The 18,598-nt window shown below is 34.9% G+C and carries 16 protein-coding genes; 5 read left to right on the plus strand and 11 right to left on the minus strand.

What is annotated here, in order from left to right:
• The 3 genes from M2265_RS10380 to M2265_RS10390 all read left to right on the plus strand — a co-directional run bounded on the left by M2265_RS10380 (position 1) and on the right by M2265_RS10390 (position 4,839).
• Positions 1–2,202, plus strand: coding sequence for a peptidase domain-containing ABC transporter (locus M2265_RS10380; protein ID WP_132771939.1), 2,202 nt, complete (start codon positions 1–3; stop codon positions 2,200–2,202).
• Positions 2,192–3,499: an HlyD family efflux transporter periplasmic adaptor subunit gene (locus tag M2265_RS10385; protein WP_132771940.1), complete on the plus strand. Its 1,308-nt coding sequence runs from the start codon at positions 2,192–2,194 to the stop codon at positions 3,497–3,499. Before M2265_RS10380 ends, M2265_RS10385 begins: the two co-directional genes overlap by 11 nt.
• A gap of 62 nt (positions 3,500–3,561) precedes the next feature.
• On the plus strand, positions 3,562–4,839 hold the full coding sequence (locus M2265_RS10390) for a TolC family protein (RefSeq protein WP_165905960.1): 1,278 nt from the start codon (positions 3,562–3,564) through the stop codon (positions 4,837–4,839).
• Positions 4,840–4,858: 19 nt separating this feature from the next.
• Here M2265_RS10390 and M2265_RS10395 read toward each other — a convergent pair whose 3' ends face one another.
• The 5 genes from M2265_RS10395 to M2265_RS10415 all read right to left on the minus strand — a co-directional run bounded on the left by M2265_RS10395 (position 4,859) and on the right by M2265_RS10415 (position 9,801).
• Complete coding sequence (locus M2265_RS10395; protein WP_132771942.1) at positions 4,859–5,599, minus strand: LytR/AlgR family response regulator transcription factor; 741 nt, start codon at positions 5,597–5,599, stop codon at positions 4,859–4,861.
• Positions 5,600–5,602: 3 nt separating this feature from the next.
• Positions 5,603–7,570, minus strand: coding sequence for a sensor histidine kinase (locus tag M2265_RS10400; protein ID WP_132771943.1), 1,968 nt, complete (start codon positions 7,568–7,570; stop codon positions 5,603–5,605).
• A gap of 350 nt (positions 7,571–7,920) precedes the next feature.
• Complete coding sequence (locus tag M2265_RS10405) at positions 7,921–8,427, minus strand: YybH family protein (protein ID WP_132771944.1); 507 nt, start codon at positions 8,425–8,427, stop codon at positions 7,921–7,923.
• A 6-nt stretch (positions 8,428–8,433) separates the two neighbouring features.
• Positions 8,434–9,108 carry an NADPH-dependent F420 reductase gene (locus M2265_RS10410; RefSeq protein WP_132771945.1) on the minus strand — a complete coding sequence of 225 codons (675 nt, stop codon included), beginning with the start codon at positions 9,106–9,108 and terminating at the stop codon, positions 8,434–8,436.
• Positions 9,109–9,225: 117 nt separating this feature from the next.
• Complete coding sequence (locus M2265_RS10415) at positions 9,226–9,801, minus strand: Crp/Fnr family transcriptional regulator (RefSeq protein WP_021189816.1); 576 nt, start codon at positions 9,799–9,801, stop codon at positions 9,226–9,228.
• Between the two features lie 383 nt (positions 9,802–10,184).
• Between M2265_RS10415 and pncA the strand changes: the two genes are divergently transcribed.
• On the plus strand, positions 10,185–10,775 hold the full coding sequence (pncA, locus tag M2265_RS10420) for a bifunctional nicotinamidase/pyrazinamidase (protein ID WP_132771946.1): 591 nt from the start codon (positions 10,185–10,187) through the stop codon (positions 10,773–10,775).
• A gap of 77 nt (positions 10,776–10,852) precedes the next feature.
• On the opposite strand, the gene M2265_RS10425 is transcribed toward pncA, so the two are convergent.
• The 4 genes from M2265_RS10425 to M2265_RS10440 all read right to left on the minus strand — a co-directional run bounded on the left by M2265_RS10425 (position 10,853) and on the right by M2265_RS10440 (position 14,685).
• Complete coding sequence (locus M2265_RS10425) at positions 10,853–12,091, minus strand: DUF6596 domain-containing protein (RefSeq protein ID WP_132771947.1); 1,239 nt, start codon at positions 12,089–12,091, stop codon at positions 10,853–10,855.
• Positions 12,081–12,422 carry a YciI family protein gene (locus M2265_RS10430; protein ID WP_132771948.1) on the minus strand — a complete coding sequence of 114 codons (342 nt, stop codon included), beginning with the start codon at positions 12,420–12,422 and terminating at the stop codon, positions 12,081–12,083. The genes M2265_RS10425 and M2265_RS10430 overlap by 11 nt, the downstream gene beginning before the upstream one ends.
• 261 nt (positions 12,423–12,683) lie before the next feature.
• Complete coding sequence (locus M2265_RS10435) at positions 12,684–13,190, minus strand: N-acetyltransferase (RefSeq protein WP_132771949.1); 507 nt, start codon at positions 13,188–13,190, stop codon at positions 12,684–12,686.
• Positions 13,191–13,278: 88 nt separating this feature from the next.
• Complete coding sequence (locus M2265_RS10440) at positions 13,279–14,685, minus strand: PLP-dependent aminotransferase family protein (protein ID WP_132771950.1); 1,407 nt, start codon at positions 14,683–14,685, stop codon at positions 13,279–13,281.
• Positions 14,686–14,762: 77 nt separating this feature from the next.
• Here M2265_RS10440 and dxs point away from each other — a divergent pair, with 77 nt between their 5' ends.
• On the plus strand, positions 14,763–16,664 hold the full coding sequence (gene dxs, locus M2265_RS10445; protein WP_132771951.1) for a 1-deoxy-D-xylulose-5-phosphate synthase: 1,902 nt from the start codon (positions 14,763–14,765) through the stop codon (positions 16,662–16,664).
• Between the two features lie 128 nt (positions 16,665–16,792).
• Here the strand turns inward: dxs and M2265_RS10450 are convergent, their stop codons facing one another.
• Complete coding sequence (locus M2265_RS10450; RefSeq protein WP_132771952.1) at positions 16,793–17,563, minus strand: porin family protein; 771 nt, start codon at positions 17,561–17,563, stop codon at positions 16,793–16,795.
• The gene (locus M2265_RS10455) at positions 17,560–18,579 is read right to left on the minus strand and encodes a PCMD domain-containing protein (RefSeq protein ID WP_165905961.1); all 1,020 of its coding nucleotides are present in this window, start codon (positions 18,577–18,579) and stop codon (positions 17,560–17,562) included. The genes M2265_RS10450 and M2265_RS10455 overlap by 4 nt, the downstream gene beginning before the upstream one ends.
• Positions 18,580–18,598: the final 19 nt, after the last annotated feature.

The following is an 18,598-nucleotide window of genomic DNA, read 5'->3' on the forward strand; positions in this document are numbered from 1 at the left end:
ATGGCAAAATTTCCATTCTATAAACAACCGGATTCCAAAGACTGTGGACCTACCTGTCTCCGCATTATCAGTAAATATTACGGAAAAATATTACCCCTCCAGATGCTCCGTGATTTGTCCGAGACAACACGCGAAGGATCAAGTCTTTTGGGATTAAGTAAAGCTGCCGAATCTATAGGATTTAAAACACTTTCTGTAAAAATAGATTTCAAGACACTTGTTGAAGACGCACCACTTCCCTGTGTAGTGTTTTGGATGAAACAACATTACGTTGTTGTCTATAAAATTCAAAAAAAACGTCAGGGTTACCGAATCTATATTTCAGATCCAAGTTACGGCTTAATTAGCTATTCAGAAGAAGAATTTCTACAGAACTGGATAGGAAAAGGTGCTACCGATACAACAGAAGAAGGTATTGTACTGGTTCTAGAAACAACAGCACGTTTTGATCAACAAGAAGACATTTCAGACAGATCCTTTTCTATCAAAAACTATCTGAAACATTATTTTTTTAAATATAAATCCTTTATTATTCAATTGGCTTTAGGGTTGATAGGAGGAAGTTTACTGTCCTTGGTTTTTCCGTTTCTGACACAAAGTATCGTTGATATAGGGATTCAGAATCAAGATTTAAATTTTATCTATTTAGTGTTATTTGCCCAAATTATGCTTTATATTGGACAAATGGGCATAGAAGTGATCCGAGGATGGATTTTACTGCACCTATCATCACGCATCAATATATCTATTGTATCTGATTTCTTCATTAAATTGATGCGTTTGCCTATTAGCTTTTTTGATTCAAGGGTAACGGCCGATATCATGCAACGAATCGCTGATCATGGTCGAATCGAACAATTACTTACCAACAACTCTCTACAGACACTCTTTTCATTGATCAATTTTTTGGTTTTTGGTGTTGTTCTTCTATTTTACAGCTATAAGCTTTTTATTATTTATCTGGTAGGTGCTGTTCTTTATTTCTTTTGGATCGCATTTTTTTTAAAGAAGAGAAGAGAATTAGATTACAAACAGTTCTCCCAGCTAGCAGAAGAACAAGGCCAGGTCATGGAATTGATCAATGGTATGCAAGAAATCAAAATGAATAATGCCGAAACCAATAAACGTTGGCAATGGGAAGGTATTCAGATTAAAGTTTTCAGAATTAAAATTAGAGCACTTAAGCTTGAACAGATACAGACTATAGGTGGAAATATTATCAATCAACTTAAAGATGTATTCATCAGTTTTATCGCGGCAAGCCTGGTGGTAGAAGGTCAATTGACATTAGGAATGATGCTTTCTGTGCAATACATCATAGGACAGCTAAATAGTCCATTAATCCAATTTATGAACTTCATCAGACAAACGCAGGATGCTAAAATTGCACTGGAGCGATTGAATGAAATCCACGGAAAGGACGATGAGGAAAGTCTGGATAATAACTATGCGTCTGAAATTCCAGAACAAAATATTTCAGTAACGAACTTAACATTTCGCTATAAAGGATCAACTCATGCTGTATTTGAAAATTTGAATCTATTGATTCCCTATGAAAAAACGACCGCTATTGTAGGCGCCAGTGGATCTGGGAAAACGACTTTAATGAAACTTTTAACAAAGTTTTACGATGCAGATGAAGGCGAAATTAAGATTGGGAAGACCGACATACGCCATATCGCCCCCAGTATGTGGCGTGCATCCTGTGGCGTTGTTATGCAGGATGGTTACATTTTCAATGAAAGTATAGCAAATAATATTGCAATGGGTAATATTAGTGTAGATAAGCAAAAATTAAAGCACGCGGTAGAAATCGCACATATAAAAGATTTTATTGAATCATTGCCAGTAAGTTACAATACAAAAATTGGCTATGAAGGATTAGGTATCAGCGGGGGGCAACGCCAACGGATGTTAATAGCGCGTGCAGTCTATAAATCTCCACAATATGTATTTTTCGACGAAGCAACTTCTGCCCTTGACGCAAATACAGAAAAAGTTATAACAGATAATTTGAATCAGTTCCTAAAAGGGCGAACGGCAGTGATTATCGCACATCGCTTATCTACTGTAAAAAATGCAAACAAAATAATCGTACTAGATAAAGGTAAAGTGGTCGAGGAAGGCACCCATGAACAGCTTGTATCCTTAAAAGGAGAATATTATCGATTAGTAAAAAATCAATTAGAACTTGGCAACTAAAGACAACATATTGGACAATATCAATCTGCGTTCAGAGCAGGTACAGGAGGTTTTAGAAACACCGCCAAATTGGCTTATCCGTTGGGGAAGTCTAGTGATGTTAGGTATAATACTTTTATTTTTTTTACTGGCATGCATTATTAAATATCCAGAATTCATTTCATCTACTATTATTATATCATCTCAAAATCCACCAGAGAAAATTGAGGTTAGGATCGATTCACGGATTGAAAAGTTGATCGCAAAAGATCAAAAAACAGTAAAAAAAGGAGACTTACTGATGGTTTTGGAGTCGTCAGCCGATGATCAAGATATATATCAATTAAAGAAGATTCTCGATTCTCTATCGACGAAACAACTTAGTAAATTTCCATTACAACTTGTTTCCAGCTTTAGATTGGGTGAAGTACAGGAAGATTACAATGCCTTTGCCAAGGCGCTGGAGGAAGAGATATTATTTACCAATCTACAGCCTTATGCTGCAGAAGAGGTAACGGCCCTTAAAGGTATTACAGATTATAAAGAACGTGTTGCAAATCTTAGGCAACAACATATATTAGAATCAAGTAAGTTACAATTGACCGAAAAAAACTACAAGCGTTCCGAATCATTACATCGTGAAGGTGTGATAGCTGCTCTAGAACTTGAAAATGAAAAAGTAAAATTATTGGAAGCGCAAAGGAATTTCAAAAATACAGAAATATCAATTGCGCAATTGGAAGAAACTATTTTAAACTTTAAAAAAATAAAATCAGGTGCAGATGTAAATATTGTTAAAGAAAAAACTTCCTATTCATCTGCTTCTATCTTATTACTTGAAAAGCTCAAAAAAGCACTACGACAATGGGAAAAAACTTATCTCGTCTATGCTTCTATAGATGGAACATTAAGTTATCTCCAATTTTTAGGAGAGAAACAATTTGTGAAAGCGGGCAGTACCCTGCTCAGTATACTGCCAAACAATAGACAGATAACAATAGGACAAATGCATATAGGAGCGCAGAATCAAGGTAAAATAAAAATAAATCAAAAGGTATTGATCAAGCTTGATAATTATAAGTACCAGGAATATGGTATAGTACAAGGGAAAATCAAATCCATTGCTTTAGTTCAAGATAAAGACAGTAAATACTATATAGAAGTAGCACTGCCCAATGGATTACAGACTTCTTATCATAAAACAATTGTATTTGACAAGGAATTGAGCGGAACGGCTGATATTGTTACAGAAGAATTAACACTTGCTGAAAGAATATTGAGTCAATTAAGGAGTTTACTTAGATATCAAGATAATTAATGATTGTGTTATTTCGATATATATTACTAACGCTTGGCATCACATGCATTACAGGCAAAGTTTTGTTCGCACAACAGACTTTTGACTTACACCAATGCATTGCCGTTGCACTTGAAAAGAATATCACTTTAGACAAAGCGAAATTAGTTCTTGAAGACAAAAATCTAGATATAAAAAATTACAAAAATGAACGTCTACCTAATCTAAATGGATTTACAAATTTATACAACAATTTTGGACAATCTCAAGATATTTTTGGTAACAATGCACGAAATGACAACTTCAACAGTACATTAGGTTTGTCTTCTTCCTATTCGATCTTAAACAATGGCAAACTGAAAAATTTCATTAAGAAATCAGAGAGAGAAATGGAAGCAAGCGGACAAGACTTAGCTTTACTCAAAAGAGAAATAACACTAAAAACTATCCAGGCTTACCTAAACGTATTGTTGCAAAAAGAGATCTGCAAATCAGTAGATACAGCTCTATTTTTTGCAGAGAGCCAACTTTTAAAAGTACAAAAGTCAACTGACCTCGGAGCCACTTCGCTTACTATATTATACGAAGCAAAGGCTAATTATGAACGTGAGAACGAAAAAAATAGACAGGCGCACTACACTATAGATAAAGCTATATTGGAACTTAAACAAATAATGGCTATTGAACCAGATCAAAATTTTGAAATTAATACGGAAACTAAGGCTTTTTCACCGTTACATCAATCAAGTTCTGAATCTTCGGATTTATACAGTTCCTATTTAAAACAACACCCTGGATTAAAAAAATATGCATTGTTAAGTGAGGCACTTCAATTTGATCAAAAAGCTATAAAAGCCCAGCTTTACCCCACGATTGATGCGAGTCTGACATTGGGTAGTTTTTATTTCAACAATTTAACTACAGGTTTTGGAAGACTTCCTTTATTTAATCAGCTTCAAAATAATTTTTCTCAACAGATAGGTCTGACCATCAATGTACCAATATTCAACAAAAATACGGTTAAGACAGCTGTTCAAAAGAATAAGATTCAACAGGCTGAAAATGCAAAACAAATACAATTAGAACAGCTTACTATCAAGCAGGAGCTAACAAAACAATTACTTGATCTGGATAATTATCAAAAACAATATAAACTAGCAACTAATGTTCTGGAAGTCACTAAAAAGGCTTTTGATTTAAGTTTAAAAAGTTACGAGGCAGGTAGAATCAGTATATACGACTTAAATACATCGCGTTCGAACCTGCTCACGACAGAGAGTGAGCTGATTCAAACTAAATACAATATGCTATTTACACAAATTTTAATCCATTATCTAAGTACAGGTGACATTAAATTTTAAACCTGTTCAAAAAATAAAATTATCCCAATCCTTCGATAAACTGCATAATCATTTCTCGCTTTCGATTTGAAATAGGAATCATCCTGCCATCTTTCATTTCCAGTTGCCCGTCTTTAAAATACTTATGGATATAATGGGAATTAATAAGATAAGATTGGTGACAACGTATAAACTGTTCTTGAGGCAACATCGCTTCAAAATGCTTTATTACTTTAGAAACCATTAAATTGACCCCATCTTTTAAATGAAAAGTAGTATATCCTTTATCACTAAAACAGTATAAAATATCCTCTACATCAACAATCTGTGTAAATTCAAAGGTTCGAAGTGCTATTTTTTTTGGAGTAGCCGGATGTTTAAGATGACTTTCTGCAATCTTGAGCTGTAATTGGTTTAGCGTAAATTCTGTCGTCTTTTTATAGCATTGTTCAATCTTCTCCATGAGTAAACTTGGATCGATCGGTTTTGTCAGATAACCAATAGCGCCAAGATTAAGCGCTTCAATAGCATATTGGTTAAAAGCAGTTATAAATATAATATTAGCATCTAAATTAAGATTGGCTAATAATGCTAAGCTGAGACCATCTTTTAACTGTATATCTGATAAGATAAGGTCCGGTAATTCTCTCGGAATTTCGATCTCGGCCTTTTTGATATTAGACGAGCTTCCAACCATCCGCACATAGGGTATTTCATCCAAAATGGATTGGATATAACGAAGTATATTCGCCTCGTCTTCGAGTACATAAATCTTTAACATAATCTAATCAAAATTCAGAGTTAATGGGAAATATATTTCAACTTGATAACCTGTTCCGTCCTGTTTAAAATTCGGATGTTTCCGCATACCTGCAACATGCTTATCCTTTCCAAATAGCAGTTCAATACGCTCCTCGGTTATTACCTGAGATAAAGATTCTTTCTTTTTATTTATCTGTGAGTTTTCCGCCACTCCCACTCCATTATCAGTAATCTCAATATGTAGCGTACCTTTAGTTTGGTAAAACCTAACTTGTAGACAACCTTTATCCTCCAGGCTCATAAGACCATGTTCTATCGCATTTTCTAAAAAGGGCTGGACTAACATCGGAGGAATAAGTGTATTATCTAAGTCTAAATCGCCTGTTTCGACATGATATTCAAAAGAGTGATTAAAACGCATTTGTTGAAGATTGACGTAGTTATTAAGACTATCTATTTCTTTTTCTAACGGTATAAAATCTTTTCTATTTAACTCTAACATATCGCGGATAACTTTTGTTAGTGTAACCAAATACTTATTTGCTTCCAATTTTTTATCGGTACTGATCAAGCCCTGCAAGTTGGCAATAGAATTATATATAAAATGAGGATTTAGCTGATTTTGTCTATTTTTTTGTTCTAAGACAAGTTGTTTATGTTGTAATAACAATTTATCATGTTCAGCCTTGAAGAGTTTTTGTTTGTAGGAGCTGAAAACAAAAAAGACAATAAAAATCGTCAATATGATGAAAATTATAAAGGTCCATCGCTGTTGGGTAATAAATTTACTCTTTAAATCATTATTTTCCTGAAGAGATCGAATTGCTTCATCTTTCTTCTGAGCATCATAACGTGCAGTAATGTCAGCTATCGCTGTCTTTTGCATCACCTCAGTGGCCTGTAGATATGCTTCATATTGTTTTCTACCATACAGGTAAGCCTGTTTATAATCACCCTTTTTTTCATAAGATTTGCTTAAGATATCCAATACCGAAGTCATATCTTTGGTTTCCTTTTTGTTTTTACGAGCGATTTCCATCCCCCTCTTTACATATAGAATAGCCGAATCAGGTTGATTGTTAGCAAGGAATAGGTCGGCAAAATTATTGTACTGTTTTAACGCCGTATTCTCTTTCGTTTTGGTGAGATAGTTAAAATATATCCTATGTCGATCAACAGCTTCTTTTGTCTTCCCCTGTTTTTTCAGCCATTGTGATTCAAAGTCAATCGAACGCATTAAGGCCAATGTATCATCCAATTCTCTAGCCAATGCTTGACAGCTATCCAGATATGTCTCAGCCCCAGGAGTTCCATCAAGATCTAAGGAGATCATAAAACGAATATCATAGTACATTTGAAGGAAGCGTGCAGATGTTGCATAGGGATGATTTTGTCTGAACAATTTAATATACCGTAAAGAATTCTCGGAGTCCTGATTAGTATAAAAAATCATCGCCAACATGTTGTCATATAAAAATAAGAATACAGACTTAGATTTCTCCACCTGACTTCTCGTATTCATAAGCTCCTTAGTCACTTCTGAGCTATTAATATCTGTATGGTCGGCTTTACTTTTTAAGAGCAAATATTTCTTTAAAGCCCACTCATCCACCTGTTTAGGTAATATATATATGTTATTCACACTATTTATCAGTGAATCATCTTTGAAACCAAAGGGTAAATTAAGTGCTTTGAGTGCCCAATAATAAATATTCTGCTTAAAATTGGGTGATTTTTCATACTCGACAAATAGACTATCTCTGATCCGATTATTATCCTGTGTTGAATTTATAATCGAACTTAACAAATGATGCTTTGCAACACTGTCCAAAGTCAAACCTGCATGTTTAGAAATTGTTGGCTTCTGACTGGAGTCACAGCTTACAAATATGGTTAAAAAATAAATGCAGAAAATTATGCTCCAAATTCTATTCAATTTCAGCAAGCGACCAATTTTTAGACAATATTCTTTCATCCCTATAAAAATCATTTTTTAAAACAACTAATATAAACCATTTTCAATATTCGCTATAGTTCAACCAATATTCGAAACGATCTTGTCGATATTTAAAGAACAAGATTGTCCGAAACTTATACTATATGTAAAAATAAATAAGGTTACAGAAGTGCCGACTTCAATTAGTTTGTTTCAAATATATTTAAAAAATGGAACTAGTCAGGGGCTCTCAATTCAATTATATAAATAGTCAAATAAAAATGCTAAAATTATTTTAAAAAAAATCCGCCGGTTTACCATATTACATAAAATCAAAACCCTATAAATCAGAAAATTTATAGGGTTTTGATTTTTATTTTAAATTACGATTTTCTATCTAGTACCTATTTTGGTTGGTTAAACATGTACCGAGCGATCTTCCATTTGTTATTTTCTTTTTTCATTAAAAAAAACTCTCGATTTAACTCGTTAGATTTTTGTCCACTAGCACGGATCAATTGACTTCCATTTGATTGAGTTCGAACAAATACTACACTATCTTCAAGTATAACTGCTTCCTCCATTTTAAAGGATACATTAAGCAGGATTGCTTTAAAAACATTTTGATAAGCTATTGTAAGTTCATGTGTTCCTGTTGCTGTGGGCAACCCTGTTGGCATAAATATACCGTCAGCCATGTATTGACCGACGGCCTGCTCGACATTTGATTTATTCAGGGCTTCAAAATAAATAGTCAAAGCATCTTCGATTTCCGCTTTTATTGTTTGTTTATTCATTACTGTTGAATTTTCAAGTTTAGAAATATGTGCATAATCATTCCGCTGATTTGTTTCATTTTGGCAGGCTAATAACATAAAAAAAAACACTGCCGCCACCATGGCCTTTATCATATGATTTTAGATTTTATGTTGACCAATAATATCCTTTGCTTCATCAAGTACCACTGTTTTTCCCAGTGCTCCGAACTCATGAAGATCGCCAAATACTTCTAAGCGAATAGATTGATTGATACCTCCAATATGAAGAGGTTCAAAACCACTGGCTTTGATTAATTCTTCAACAAATTGATTACTATTAGTATTATCCGATGCATAAAATAACACTTTATTTTGAGGGGTAACGAAAGCCTCTTCTGATAATGAATGTACACCTAGAGTTCCAAATGCTTTAACAAAACTGGTTTCTTTAGGTACCAAAGCTAATAGAGTCTGACCTGCAGAATCATGTTGATCAATAATTTTTCTAAAACCTCCATTGCCATCTGGAGCAATTGGATTTGAAACATCTACAATAATTTTTCCTTTTAGCTCCGTCGCATACTGCACCAAAAATTCTTTAATATTATCAAAGTAAATCGCAGGAATGATTACATCAGCTTTATGAATCGCATCGGATATCTCCTCTGCAGTGGCAAGATTTCCAAATTTGTCCGCCAGATTGCTTGCCTTCTCAAATGCTCTAGAGGAAAGGATAACCGGGTGATTTCCTTTTACAAGATTAGTGGCTATGGCTTTACCAATATTACCCAAACCAATAACGGCTACTTTTACTTGTTGATCTACTGTATTCATCGTTTTATATGTTAAAAATTTGTTTGTCATTATTGACAATACAAAATTGCGATGAATAGTCAACCTACACCTATAAGCTATAATAAGAAATACCCTTAATCTAGTTTAAGAGTATAGTTATTTTCTAAATCTATCGTTCTTTATTTTACTCAAAAATTCTGCAGTTATACCTAAATAAGAGGCGATTTGTGTATTAGGTAGCCTATTTGCTAAATTGGGATATTGATTAATAAAACTTTCGTACCTATCAATAGCGGTAGAACTAAACATTTGTAATAATCGATTTTGAAGTTCAATATATTTATTTTCAATAATCACACGGAAATTACGGTCAAACTTTGGATAATTAGTGTATAAATACCATAAATCACCTTTGGAAATCTGTAATACTACTGAAGGTTCTATTGCTTCTATATATAACTGCGAAGGAGTTTCACGATGTAAACTACCTATGTCCGAAATCCAATCGTCTTCAGCTGCGAAGACAAGATTATGTTCAGCCCCCTTATCATCTATACCGTACATTTTAAAACAACCACTCTGTATGTAGGTAAAAGACTTACATACATCCCCTTGGTGTAAAAGAAACTGTCTTCTTTTTATAGTTCTCTTCGTAATATGGTTTGTTAAAACCGCGATCTCCTCGCTATCAAGGGGCAGATACTGGTTAAAGTGGTTTATAATATGATCCATATCAATTCTTTTTTCTAAACAATCTTCTAAAGATACAAAATGAGAATGCCATGAATATAATGATGGATTTAATATTTCTAAATAATGTCGCGTTTATAGTTTTGATAAATACGCTATATTTTCAAAATTAAAACACATATGCTATAACATTCATCCTAATTTTTAAACAAGGAATATACTAATAAAGTTAACAACTTTAAGATCTGAGTACATGGAGTGATGATGTGAAAAAGAGTCATAAACGAATGCTTTACCATATAAAACAATCCGAAATAATTATTTTTTCCTTTTAATAAAGCAACAACAGCAATTACTAACATTTTTCTTATATTAGGGAAAATAGTACATATCAAGGTATCCTTACTAACATTTAACTTTTCTTTATGAAAGCTTTAATTATAATCGATGTACAGTATGATTTTTTACCAGGAGGTGCTTTAGCTGTTAATCATGGTGATGAAATCGTGCACAAAATTAACGAGCTACAGACACAGTATGATCTTGTGGTAGCCACACAAGATTGGCATCCAAGGGGGCATAAAAGTTTTTATACCTCGCATCCTGGCAAAGAGCCATTTGAAGAAATAATGTTAAATGGATTAGATCAGGTACTTTGGCCAGAGCATTGCATACAAGGAACTAAAGGCGCTGAATTCGTCTCTGGACTTTCAACAAATGCAATTGAAGCTATTTTTAGAAAAGGAATGGATAAAGAAATTGATAGCTATAGTGGTTTTTTTGATAATGGTAGAAAAAAATCTACAGGAATGGGTGATTATCTTAAAGGTAGAGGTGTTACAGAAGTAGCTGTCTGTGGAGTGGCTGCTGATTACTGCGTATATTACACTGCAAACGATGCTTTAGATTTAGGTTTTAAATCGAGTATTATAGCGGGTGCATCTAAACCAATAGATCTGGAAAGATACGATCGTGTGAAAAAATACTTTATCTCGAAGGGCGGTACAATCATATGACCAGCTGACAACTCTAAACATAATATTTACAGTAATTATAAATTAGGCCCAATAGCGAAGTTGGGCTTTTTTTATGATCACGAATGTAGAAGGCTTAATTTCAGGTTTATGTATTCGTTATCAAATTGATTGTTGGTATATGATAAAGAACACCAATAGTAATGGCAGGCCATTTCCTTCTTTTCCCCCTTTTCATAAAGAAATGCTAAAGAGCTATAAAATGGAAATTTAAGAAAGTCATTTAACATAGGTTCCAAATCAAACATTTTCTTAATCAATGGAGTTATTGGCAAGTAATTACTCTCAGCAATAACCCTATTTATTTTTACTGCTATAGCATTAGGCTCTAAAAATTCTAATTGAGAATACAAGGTAGATATCAATCTCCAATCTGTTTTTTCATAATTAGGTGAAGAACAATGCACTGAAGCAATTAAAGCCTCTAAATGATATTTATTCAGCCTATTTTTACTTAAATCTATTTTATTAAGATAAGCATATCCCTCGCTTATCAAATTTTTATCCCAAAGCGTCCGATTTTGAAATTGAATAGATATCCATCCATTTTCTTGAATCCTTGCAGGAAATCGAGAAACATGAAAGAAAAATAAAGCTAAAAGAGCATTTAATTCACAATGATCCTCCTGATATTTTTTGACTAAAACACTTAGACGAATCGCTTCAAAACATAAATCCTTTTTTATTGATTCTCGTTTTTGAGCAGATTTGAAGCCTTCATTAAACATCAAATACAATACATGAAGCAGATGGGGCATCTCATTATGCAAGCTTTCGAATTCACATTTCTCATATTGAATAGCAATTTTTTTTATTAAAACCTGACTTCGTAAGATGATCTTTTTAATAGTTTCAACGGGTAACATCATGGCTCTTGATATTTCAGAATAGCCAAATCCACATAAATAAAACAAAGATATAATCAACTTATTTCTGTCAGAGACATTGATTTTAGAAAAGAAGATCAACAATTGAAGTAAACTATCTTCGGCTTCATGTGACGCAATTGATTCTTCTTCCTCGTACGAAATTCGATTAAGAATCTTGCTTCCAACCGAATCTCGATTGATTTTATTGATTAATTTATTTTGAGAAACATAAATTAACCATCCGAAACAATTTTTGGGAGTTCCTTTATATCTCCATTCACTTAGGGCAATTTCAAATGCTTCCTGAACTGCATCAACAATATTATCGATCTGCTGATATCCAAATTTTGCAGACAAAAACGAAATCATCTTTCCATGGTATTCCCTGAAAAGATGATCTGTTAATTTGTCAATGTCCTTATTGCTCATCGGTAATGATAATCTCCCGTATTTCTAAAGTTGCACCATTCTTTAAATCAGGACAACTTTTAGCAAGCTGTGTTGCTTCTTCCAAACTTTTCACACTTAATTTGTAGTAACCGCTAACACATTCTTTTGTCTCGATGTATGGACCATCTGAAATCATATCCTTCTTTAATGTAACTCCATTAGCTTCTAGTGGATTTCCTTCTAGAAAATGTCCATTTGCAACCAGTTCCTCTACCCAATTGATATGTTCCTGAATATCAGCCTGCATATCTTCTACCGATAGGTTGCCATAAGTCGAAGACTCACGAATCAACAATAAAAACTCTTTCATCTTTTCTTAATTAAGGTTAATAAATATACTATTTATTTTAATGACAAATGAGGATCGTAATTCGGGACATTTTTTTTCAAATCGTATTCAAGAAATTTATAATCACATGAATAGATGCAATTTAACGTAATATAAGGTACTAAAAAATAGTGATTAATGTATATGATCGCGATTAGATATATACTTTTTCCTTGTCAATAAAATCAGAAGACAAAACTTAACGTCTGCCTTTAAGATTTCAAGAACATTCTCTTAAATAAATTATGCAATTAAATATACTGCATTCAAAGGCAATTCATCAAGTTGATTTATCTCCGACTGTTTAACAAATCCCTTACTTTCAAAAAGTCCGATAAAGGGATTTTGAATATACTCGTGGATCCATACCGCTTCATATGGCCTGCAGACGGATAAACTTTTTTCCAGTAATGCTTCTTCTACACCCAGATTAAAATATTTTTTTAAGATCCCAAAATTGGCAATACGGATAGCCCGTTTACGGTCTAAACTCGAAGGTCTAACGCCCTTTGACGTAATTTGGACGAATCCTGCCGGTATATTATCGACGTATGCGATGAGCCATTGATTTGACATGCTATTTAATTCTTCAACCAAATTGCTATCACTAAAATTTTCATGTATATATTTCTCTACGAACGAAAGCTCTAGATGTTTTGAAAACTTTTCTATCGCTATCGCATGCGTTAATGTTAAAAGAGCTGCCAATCCTTCTTCTGTAGCTATAGTAAATTTGATTATTATTTTCATACTGATATCATAAATGTGTGTGCACAAATGTATAAGTCTTTCAAAAGAATAAAGAGAACAGCTTATGCAACATGAAGCAGTACAGTTGTTATCGCATTAGTTGACCAGCAAGCATAATCGCTTCTATCTTCTTAACAGAAAATTTGTCTGCAAATACTACTCGAAAGTAATTTGCGAACGCCCCCGAAAATGAAAAAGTATACCCAGGAGTAAATCTCACTCCTATTTGCTCACATTGTCTATAAAATTTAAGCATGTCTGTCCCGTCAGGCATCTTTACCCAAATATTATAGCCTCCTGCTGGCATTAAAATAGAAGTACTGTCCGGAAAATTAGCAGAAAGCAAGTGTACAGTACTATAGGCATTCTTAGCCAATTGCATTCTAAAGGAACGTATATGACGATCGTAACTACTTCCTGTCATCAGTTTATTTAGCGTCTCCTGATATAAAGGAGAAACGGTACTTCCCAATGAAAATTTAATCTGCTCTGCCCGTTGCATAAATTTTCCAGCCGCCAACCAACCTAGTCTTATACCGGGAGCCAAAGTTTTCGAATAGGACGAATAAGTAAGAACTAGACCACTTACATCAAAACTTCTCAAAGTAGTCGGTCGCTGTCCATGAAAATTCAGATCACCATACATATCATTTTCAATAAGCGCAACATTATAGTATTGTGCTACAGTAACTAAGGCTAGCTTTTGTTCATCTGACATTAATATCCCTGTCGGGTTATGAAAATTTGAAGTTACAATCGCCGCTTTAACCGGATTGTGAAGGCATGCCTCTCTGAAAAAATTAATATCAAATCCCAAAACCGGATCTACAGAAATCTCGATAACTTTCAGGTTCAATACCCTTATTACTTCAAGTACCGAAAATACACAGGGACTTTCCACTGCTACAACATCGCCCGAAGAACAAACTGTAGCCAGAGCAATATATAAAGCCTGCAATGCACCATCTGTAATAATTAGCTCATCCATATGAATAACAGTACGATAAGCTGCCGCACGTGTGATAATATGTTCTTTTAACTCAACAGAACCATTTGAAGGATAATACCGAAGTAGACCTGCCCCCTGCTCCCGGATCACCTGTTGCATTGTCCGCAACACTAACTTTTGTGGCACAAGCAAATCTCCAGGAGCAGCTACATTAAACTCAGAAAATGTCTTTCCTGCTCCCGCAGAAGTTGTAAGTCCAAGATGATCCTTAAATATAGCATCCCTAATGACTGGAATACGGTCACTTTTTAACTCTTCTACATTTTCTTTTGTTTGATAACTTACATAATAACCCGATTTAGGAATACTTTCCACTAAACCATGAATCATCAGATATTCGTACCCATTTTGTATTGTACTGACACTGATCTTAAACTGTTCTTTCAACTCACGAACGGAAGGCAGTTTATGACCTGGCTTGAAAATACCATCTTTGATATTTTTTTCTATAGTACTGGTAAATAGTTCGAATTTATACGCCTTCATATCTGTACTGGTAAGTTTTACAAAATCTACACCTATATCGCAAATCTAAGTAATTTACCTTTGAGAAAAAAAATACTATGTCCCCTAATAATTTCATAAGTAGTCCAGTAGATCTACGCAATTTATCCTTTTCCTCTTTACAAGTTGTATGCGAAGACTTACGATCGTTTATTATCGATCATGTTGCCGTAAACGGAGGTCATTTCAGTTCTAGTTTAGGTGTTGTTGAACTTACTGTGGCCTTACATTATGTTTTTAATACGCCTATAGACAAACTGATCTGGGATGTAGGACATCAAGCTTATCCTCATAAATTACTCACAGGAAGAAGAAAATCTTTTTACTCTAACCGAGTACTAGGAGGTATAAGCGGTTTCCCCTGTAGGGACGAAAGCGAATTTGATGCATTTGGAACTGGTCATTCTTCTACCTCCATTTCGGCCATCCTAGGTATGGCTATCGCAGCCAAATATCGCGGAGAACTCAACCGGCAGCATATTGCTGTTATTGGAGATGGGGCGATGACAGCAGGACAAGCCTTTGAAGCAATGAACAATGCGGGATATGAACAACCAAACATGCTTATTATACTCAATGATAATAATATGTCTATCGATAGCAATACCGGTGCACTACAAAATTATTTGACAGATCTCACTACCGCTAAATATTACAATACGTTAAAGTTACATCTCAAAAATCTCCTTTCATCAGAAAATTCATCCACAAAATGGGCTTCAGATACGCTGCGAAAATTTGATAAAATCATTAAGGGAGGATTTATGCAGTATAGTAATCTTTTCGAAGCATTAAACATACGATATTTTGGTCCTGTAGATGGACATGATCTAAAAAAAATGATTGGTTTGTTCGAAAAACTAAAGCACATACCAGGACCAAAATTACTTCATTGTGTTACTATCAAAGGAAAGGGATTTGCTCCCGCTCTGGCCGATCCTAAAAAATGGCATGCTCCAGGAACTTTTAATAAATCAACGGGATCGAAGTTGAGTACAGTTAATCGCAGTCCCACTTTTCAGGAGGTTTTTGGAAATACGCTACTTACACTAGCAAAAACCAATGACCGCATCATAGCAGTCAGTCCAGCCATGTTATCGGGTAGCTCGTTATCGAAGATGAAATCAGAAATGCCTGACCGAGTTTTTGATGTCGGTATTGCCGAACAACATTCCGTTACTTTTTGTGCTGGACTTGCCGCTGACGGCCTGTTGCCATTTTGCGCAATATATTCAACATTCCTACAGCGCGCCTACGATCAGCTCATACATGATGTCGCTTTGCAAAAGTTACCTGTTGTATTCTGCATAGATCGTGCAGGTGTTGTTGGCACAGATGGGCCAACACATCACGGCGCATTTGACATTTCCTTTCTTAGATGTATACCCAACATAACAGGTGCATCTCCCATGGATTTGGATGATTTTAAAAATCTGCTTTTCACAGCACAATGCGATACGTTAAATGGTCCTTTCGCGATACGCTATCCAAAAAGCGTAGGCTCTGGTGAGCTCAAAAGTAAGTTTTGCAAAATACCTCTCGGAAAGGGACGAAAAATCAAATCTGGAAAAAGAATAGCCATATTATCGCTCGGTCCGATAGGTCAATTTGCAGTAGAAGCCTGTCAAGAACTTTTGGATGATCACATTGATGTAGCCCATTACGACCTCCGGTTCTTTAAACCTATTGATGAAACATTACTGCACGATGTCTTTAGTCAATTTTCAGTCGTGATTACTATAGAAGATGGTAGTATCATAGGCGGGATAGGTAGTGCAGTAATGGAATTTATGGTAGATAATGGATATCATTCCATTTTAAAACGTCTGGGGTTACCTGATACATTTGCGACACAGGGAACCCAAAATCAACTTCATGCATTATACGGATATGATAAGAAAGCTATAATTTCTTTGATTAGATCACTACACCATGAACCAAATAAAGAGAACATCTCTTAAAAAAAACAATTAGTTATATAAATATGCTGCGCTTGTATCTTGATTTAAGCAAATAAAACAAGCTCTGAAATAGAGCTTGTTTTTAAATATCAGAACTATCAAAAATAGCCAACCTATTCAAGTTTATATTACCAAAGTTTGTATGCTACACCAAGTGTTAGATAAATATTATGCAAATTATATCCTACTCCACGGAAAGATGAAGGGAAAACCGGATTTAAGCCTAATTGTCCTGTCAGATCTGCCACCCAACGTTGACCAAAATGCCTTGAAACTCCTAAATGAGCTCCAATATCAAAGGATCTCACCTCTCTTGAAAAGTCAAAATCAGCACTTTCAATCAATACTTTTTCACCTAATGAATTACCTTTTCTAATATAACCATCTGACACAGTTCCTTTGAATTCAGCCGATAATAAACAAGCGAAATACATCCCTAATTTAAAATCCCATTCTCCCTGACGGTAACCTGCAAAAACAGGTAGCGTTAAATACACATTTCGGGATGTCGTGGCGTTTGTTCCTGTAAAATCTCCTTCAAAAGAGCCTTTTTCACCATTACCATTATCCACAGAAATAATAGTATGAAAGTACTGGACACTGTCAGTTACTTTCATTCCTTTAACATCTACGCTTAATCCAGTACCTACAAACCACTTTGATGAAAGATCATATGTAGCCTGATAGCCAAAAGAAGGTGAAAATATCGGTGCATAACTATTGATCTGACGAATGGTATTAGGAAAAGAAAAAGGAGCCGTAGCACCAATATTATAACCTAATGTAATTGAATGCTTAATCTGATCAAATAAAAACTTTCGCTGTTTATCTTGTGCGTACAGGATACCTGATCCCACCAATAGACAACAATAAAGGGATAACGTTATATATTTCTTCATAATAAAGGTACGATTCTTAAACTATCTACCACCAATCGCGATCCTATCGCTCCTCTATATTGATCCCCTTCAGCACTGGACGAGGTAACAATGGCCATCATCAAATTTTTACCAATACTAGCATCCTGTTTATATACAAAAGGAATATCAAAACGTGTAAAATTGGTTTTATCAGAGCCATACTGAAGATCCGCACGCGCAATTATCCGGTCCGAATTCATAATATTAGTCGCATTAAGTCTATCCGGACCGTTAAACAAAACGGCATAGATACTACATTTGTCTTTCACTCCTGGCTGAACCTGACCTACCTTATTTATAAAATCAGGTCCTGCACTATATTTATAATAACCTGTGAAAGATTTAGGAAGCCCCTTATAAGGTTCTCCAAATTCTGTCGCCGCCAACGGATTAAGCATAGCCTGAGAAGCATTAAAATTTCCTAAAAACAAAGAACCTGCATACAGTCGAATACCAATAAGTTCTGAAAAAGGTGTACCTTTAATCGTAACCAGTTCTGCAGCCTTCGTTCCAAGGTAACCATCTGTAGTGGATCGCGTCGGGTATGCGTCACTGCGCGCAGGAACACCCGATAGCGCAACTCCCGGATTGCCGGAGGACCAGAGCTGTAATCCATCATCCTCTACCGGATACTCATATTTATCGGTAGGATGACTAGCCCAATTTTGAAAAGCAAAATCCCAATGACCAATATTCACAACTTTAACCGTATATCGTTTGGTATTTTCTCCTGATTCTGAAGTGACATCATATACAATATCTTGATCACCGTCAAACTTGATCAGTGTCCCACTTGCTGGTTTTACGGAAGCGCCCCTAGATAAGGTCAACACCGGAGAGATTCCTGACTCATAGGCTTCATTTGTAAGGTTGAATGTTATTGTCCGATTTATCTGATCTATAAACACATTACCAGTTAGTAAATGTGGATCAACAGTAACAGATTCAATATCTGCCTCAGGATTTTGCGGTGCATCCTTAATACAGCCTTGCATAAGCACTATGCATATGAAC

It is taken from the genome of Sphingobacterium kitahiroshimense (assembly GCF_025961315.1).
In the GTDB taxonomy this organism is placed as follows: Bacteria; Bacteroidota; Bacteroidia; order Sphingobacteriales; family Sphingobacteriaceae; genus Sphingobacterium; species Sphingobacterium anhuiense.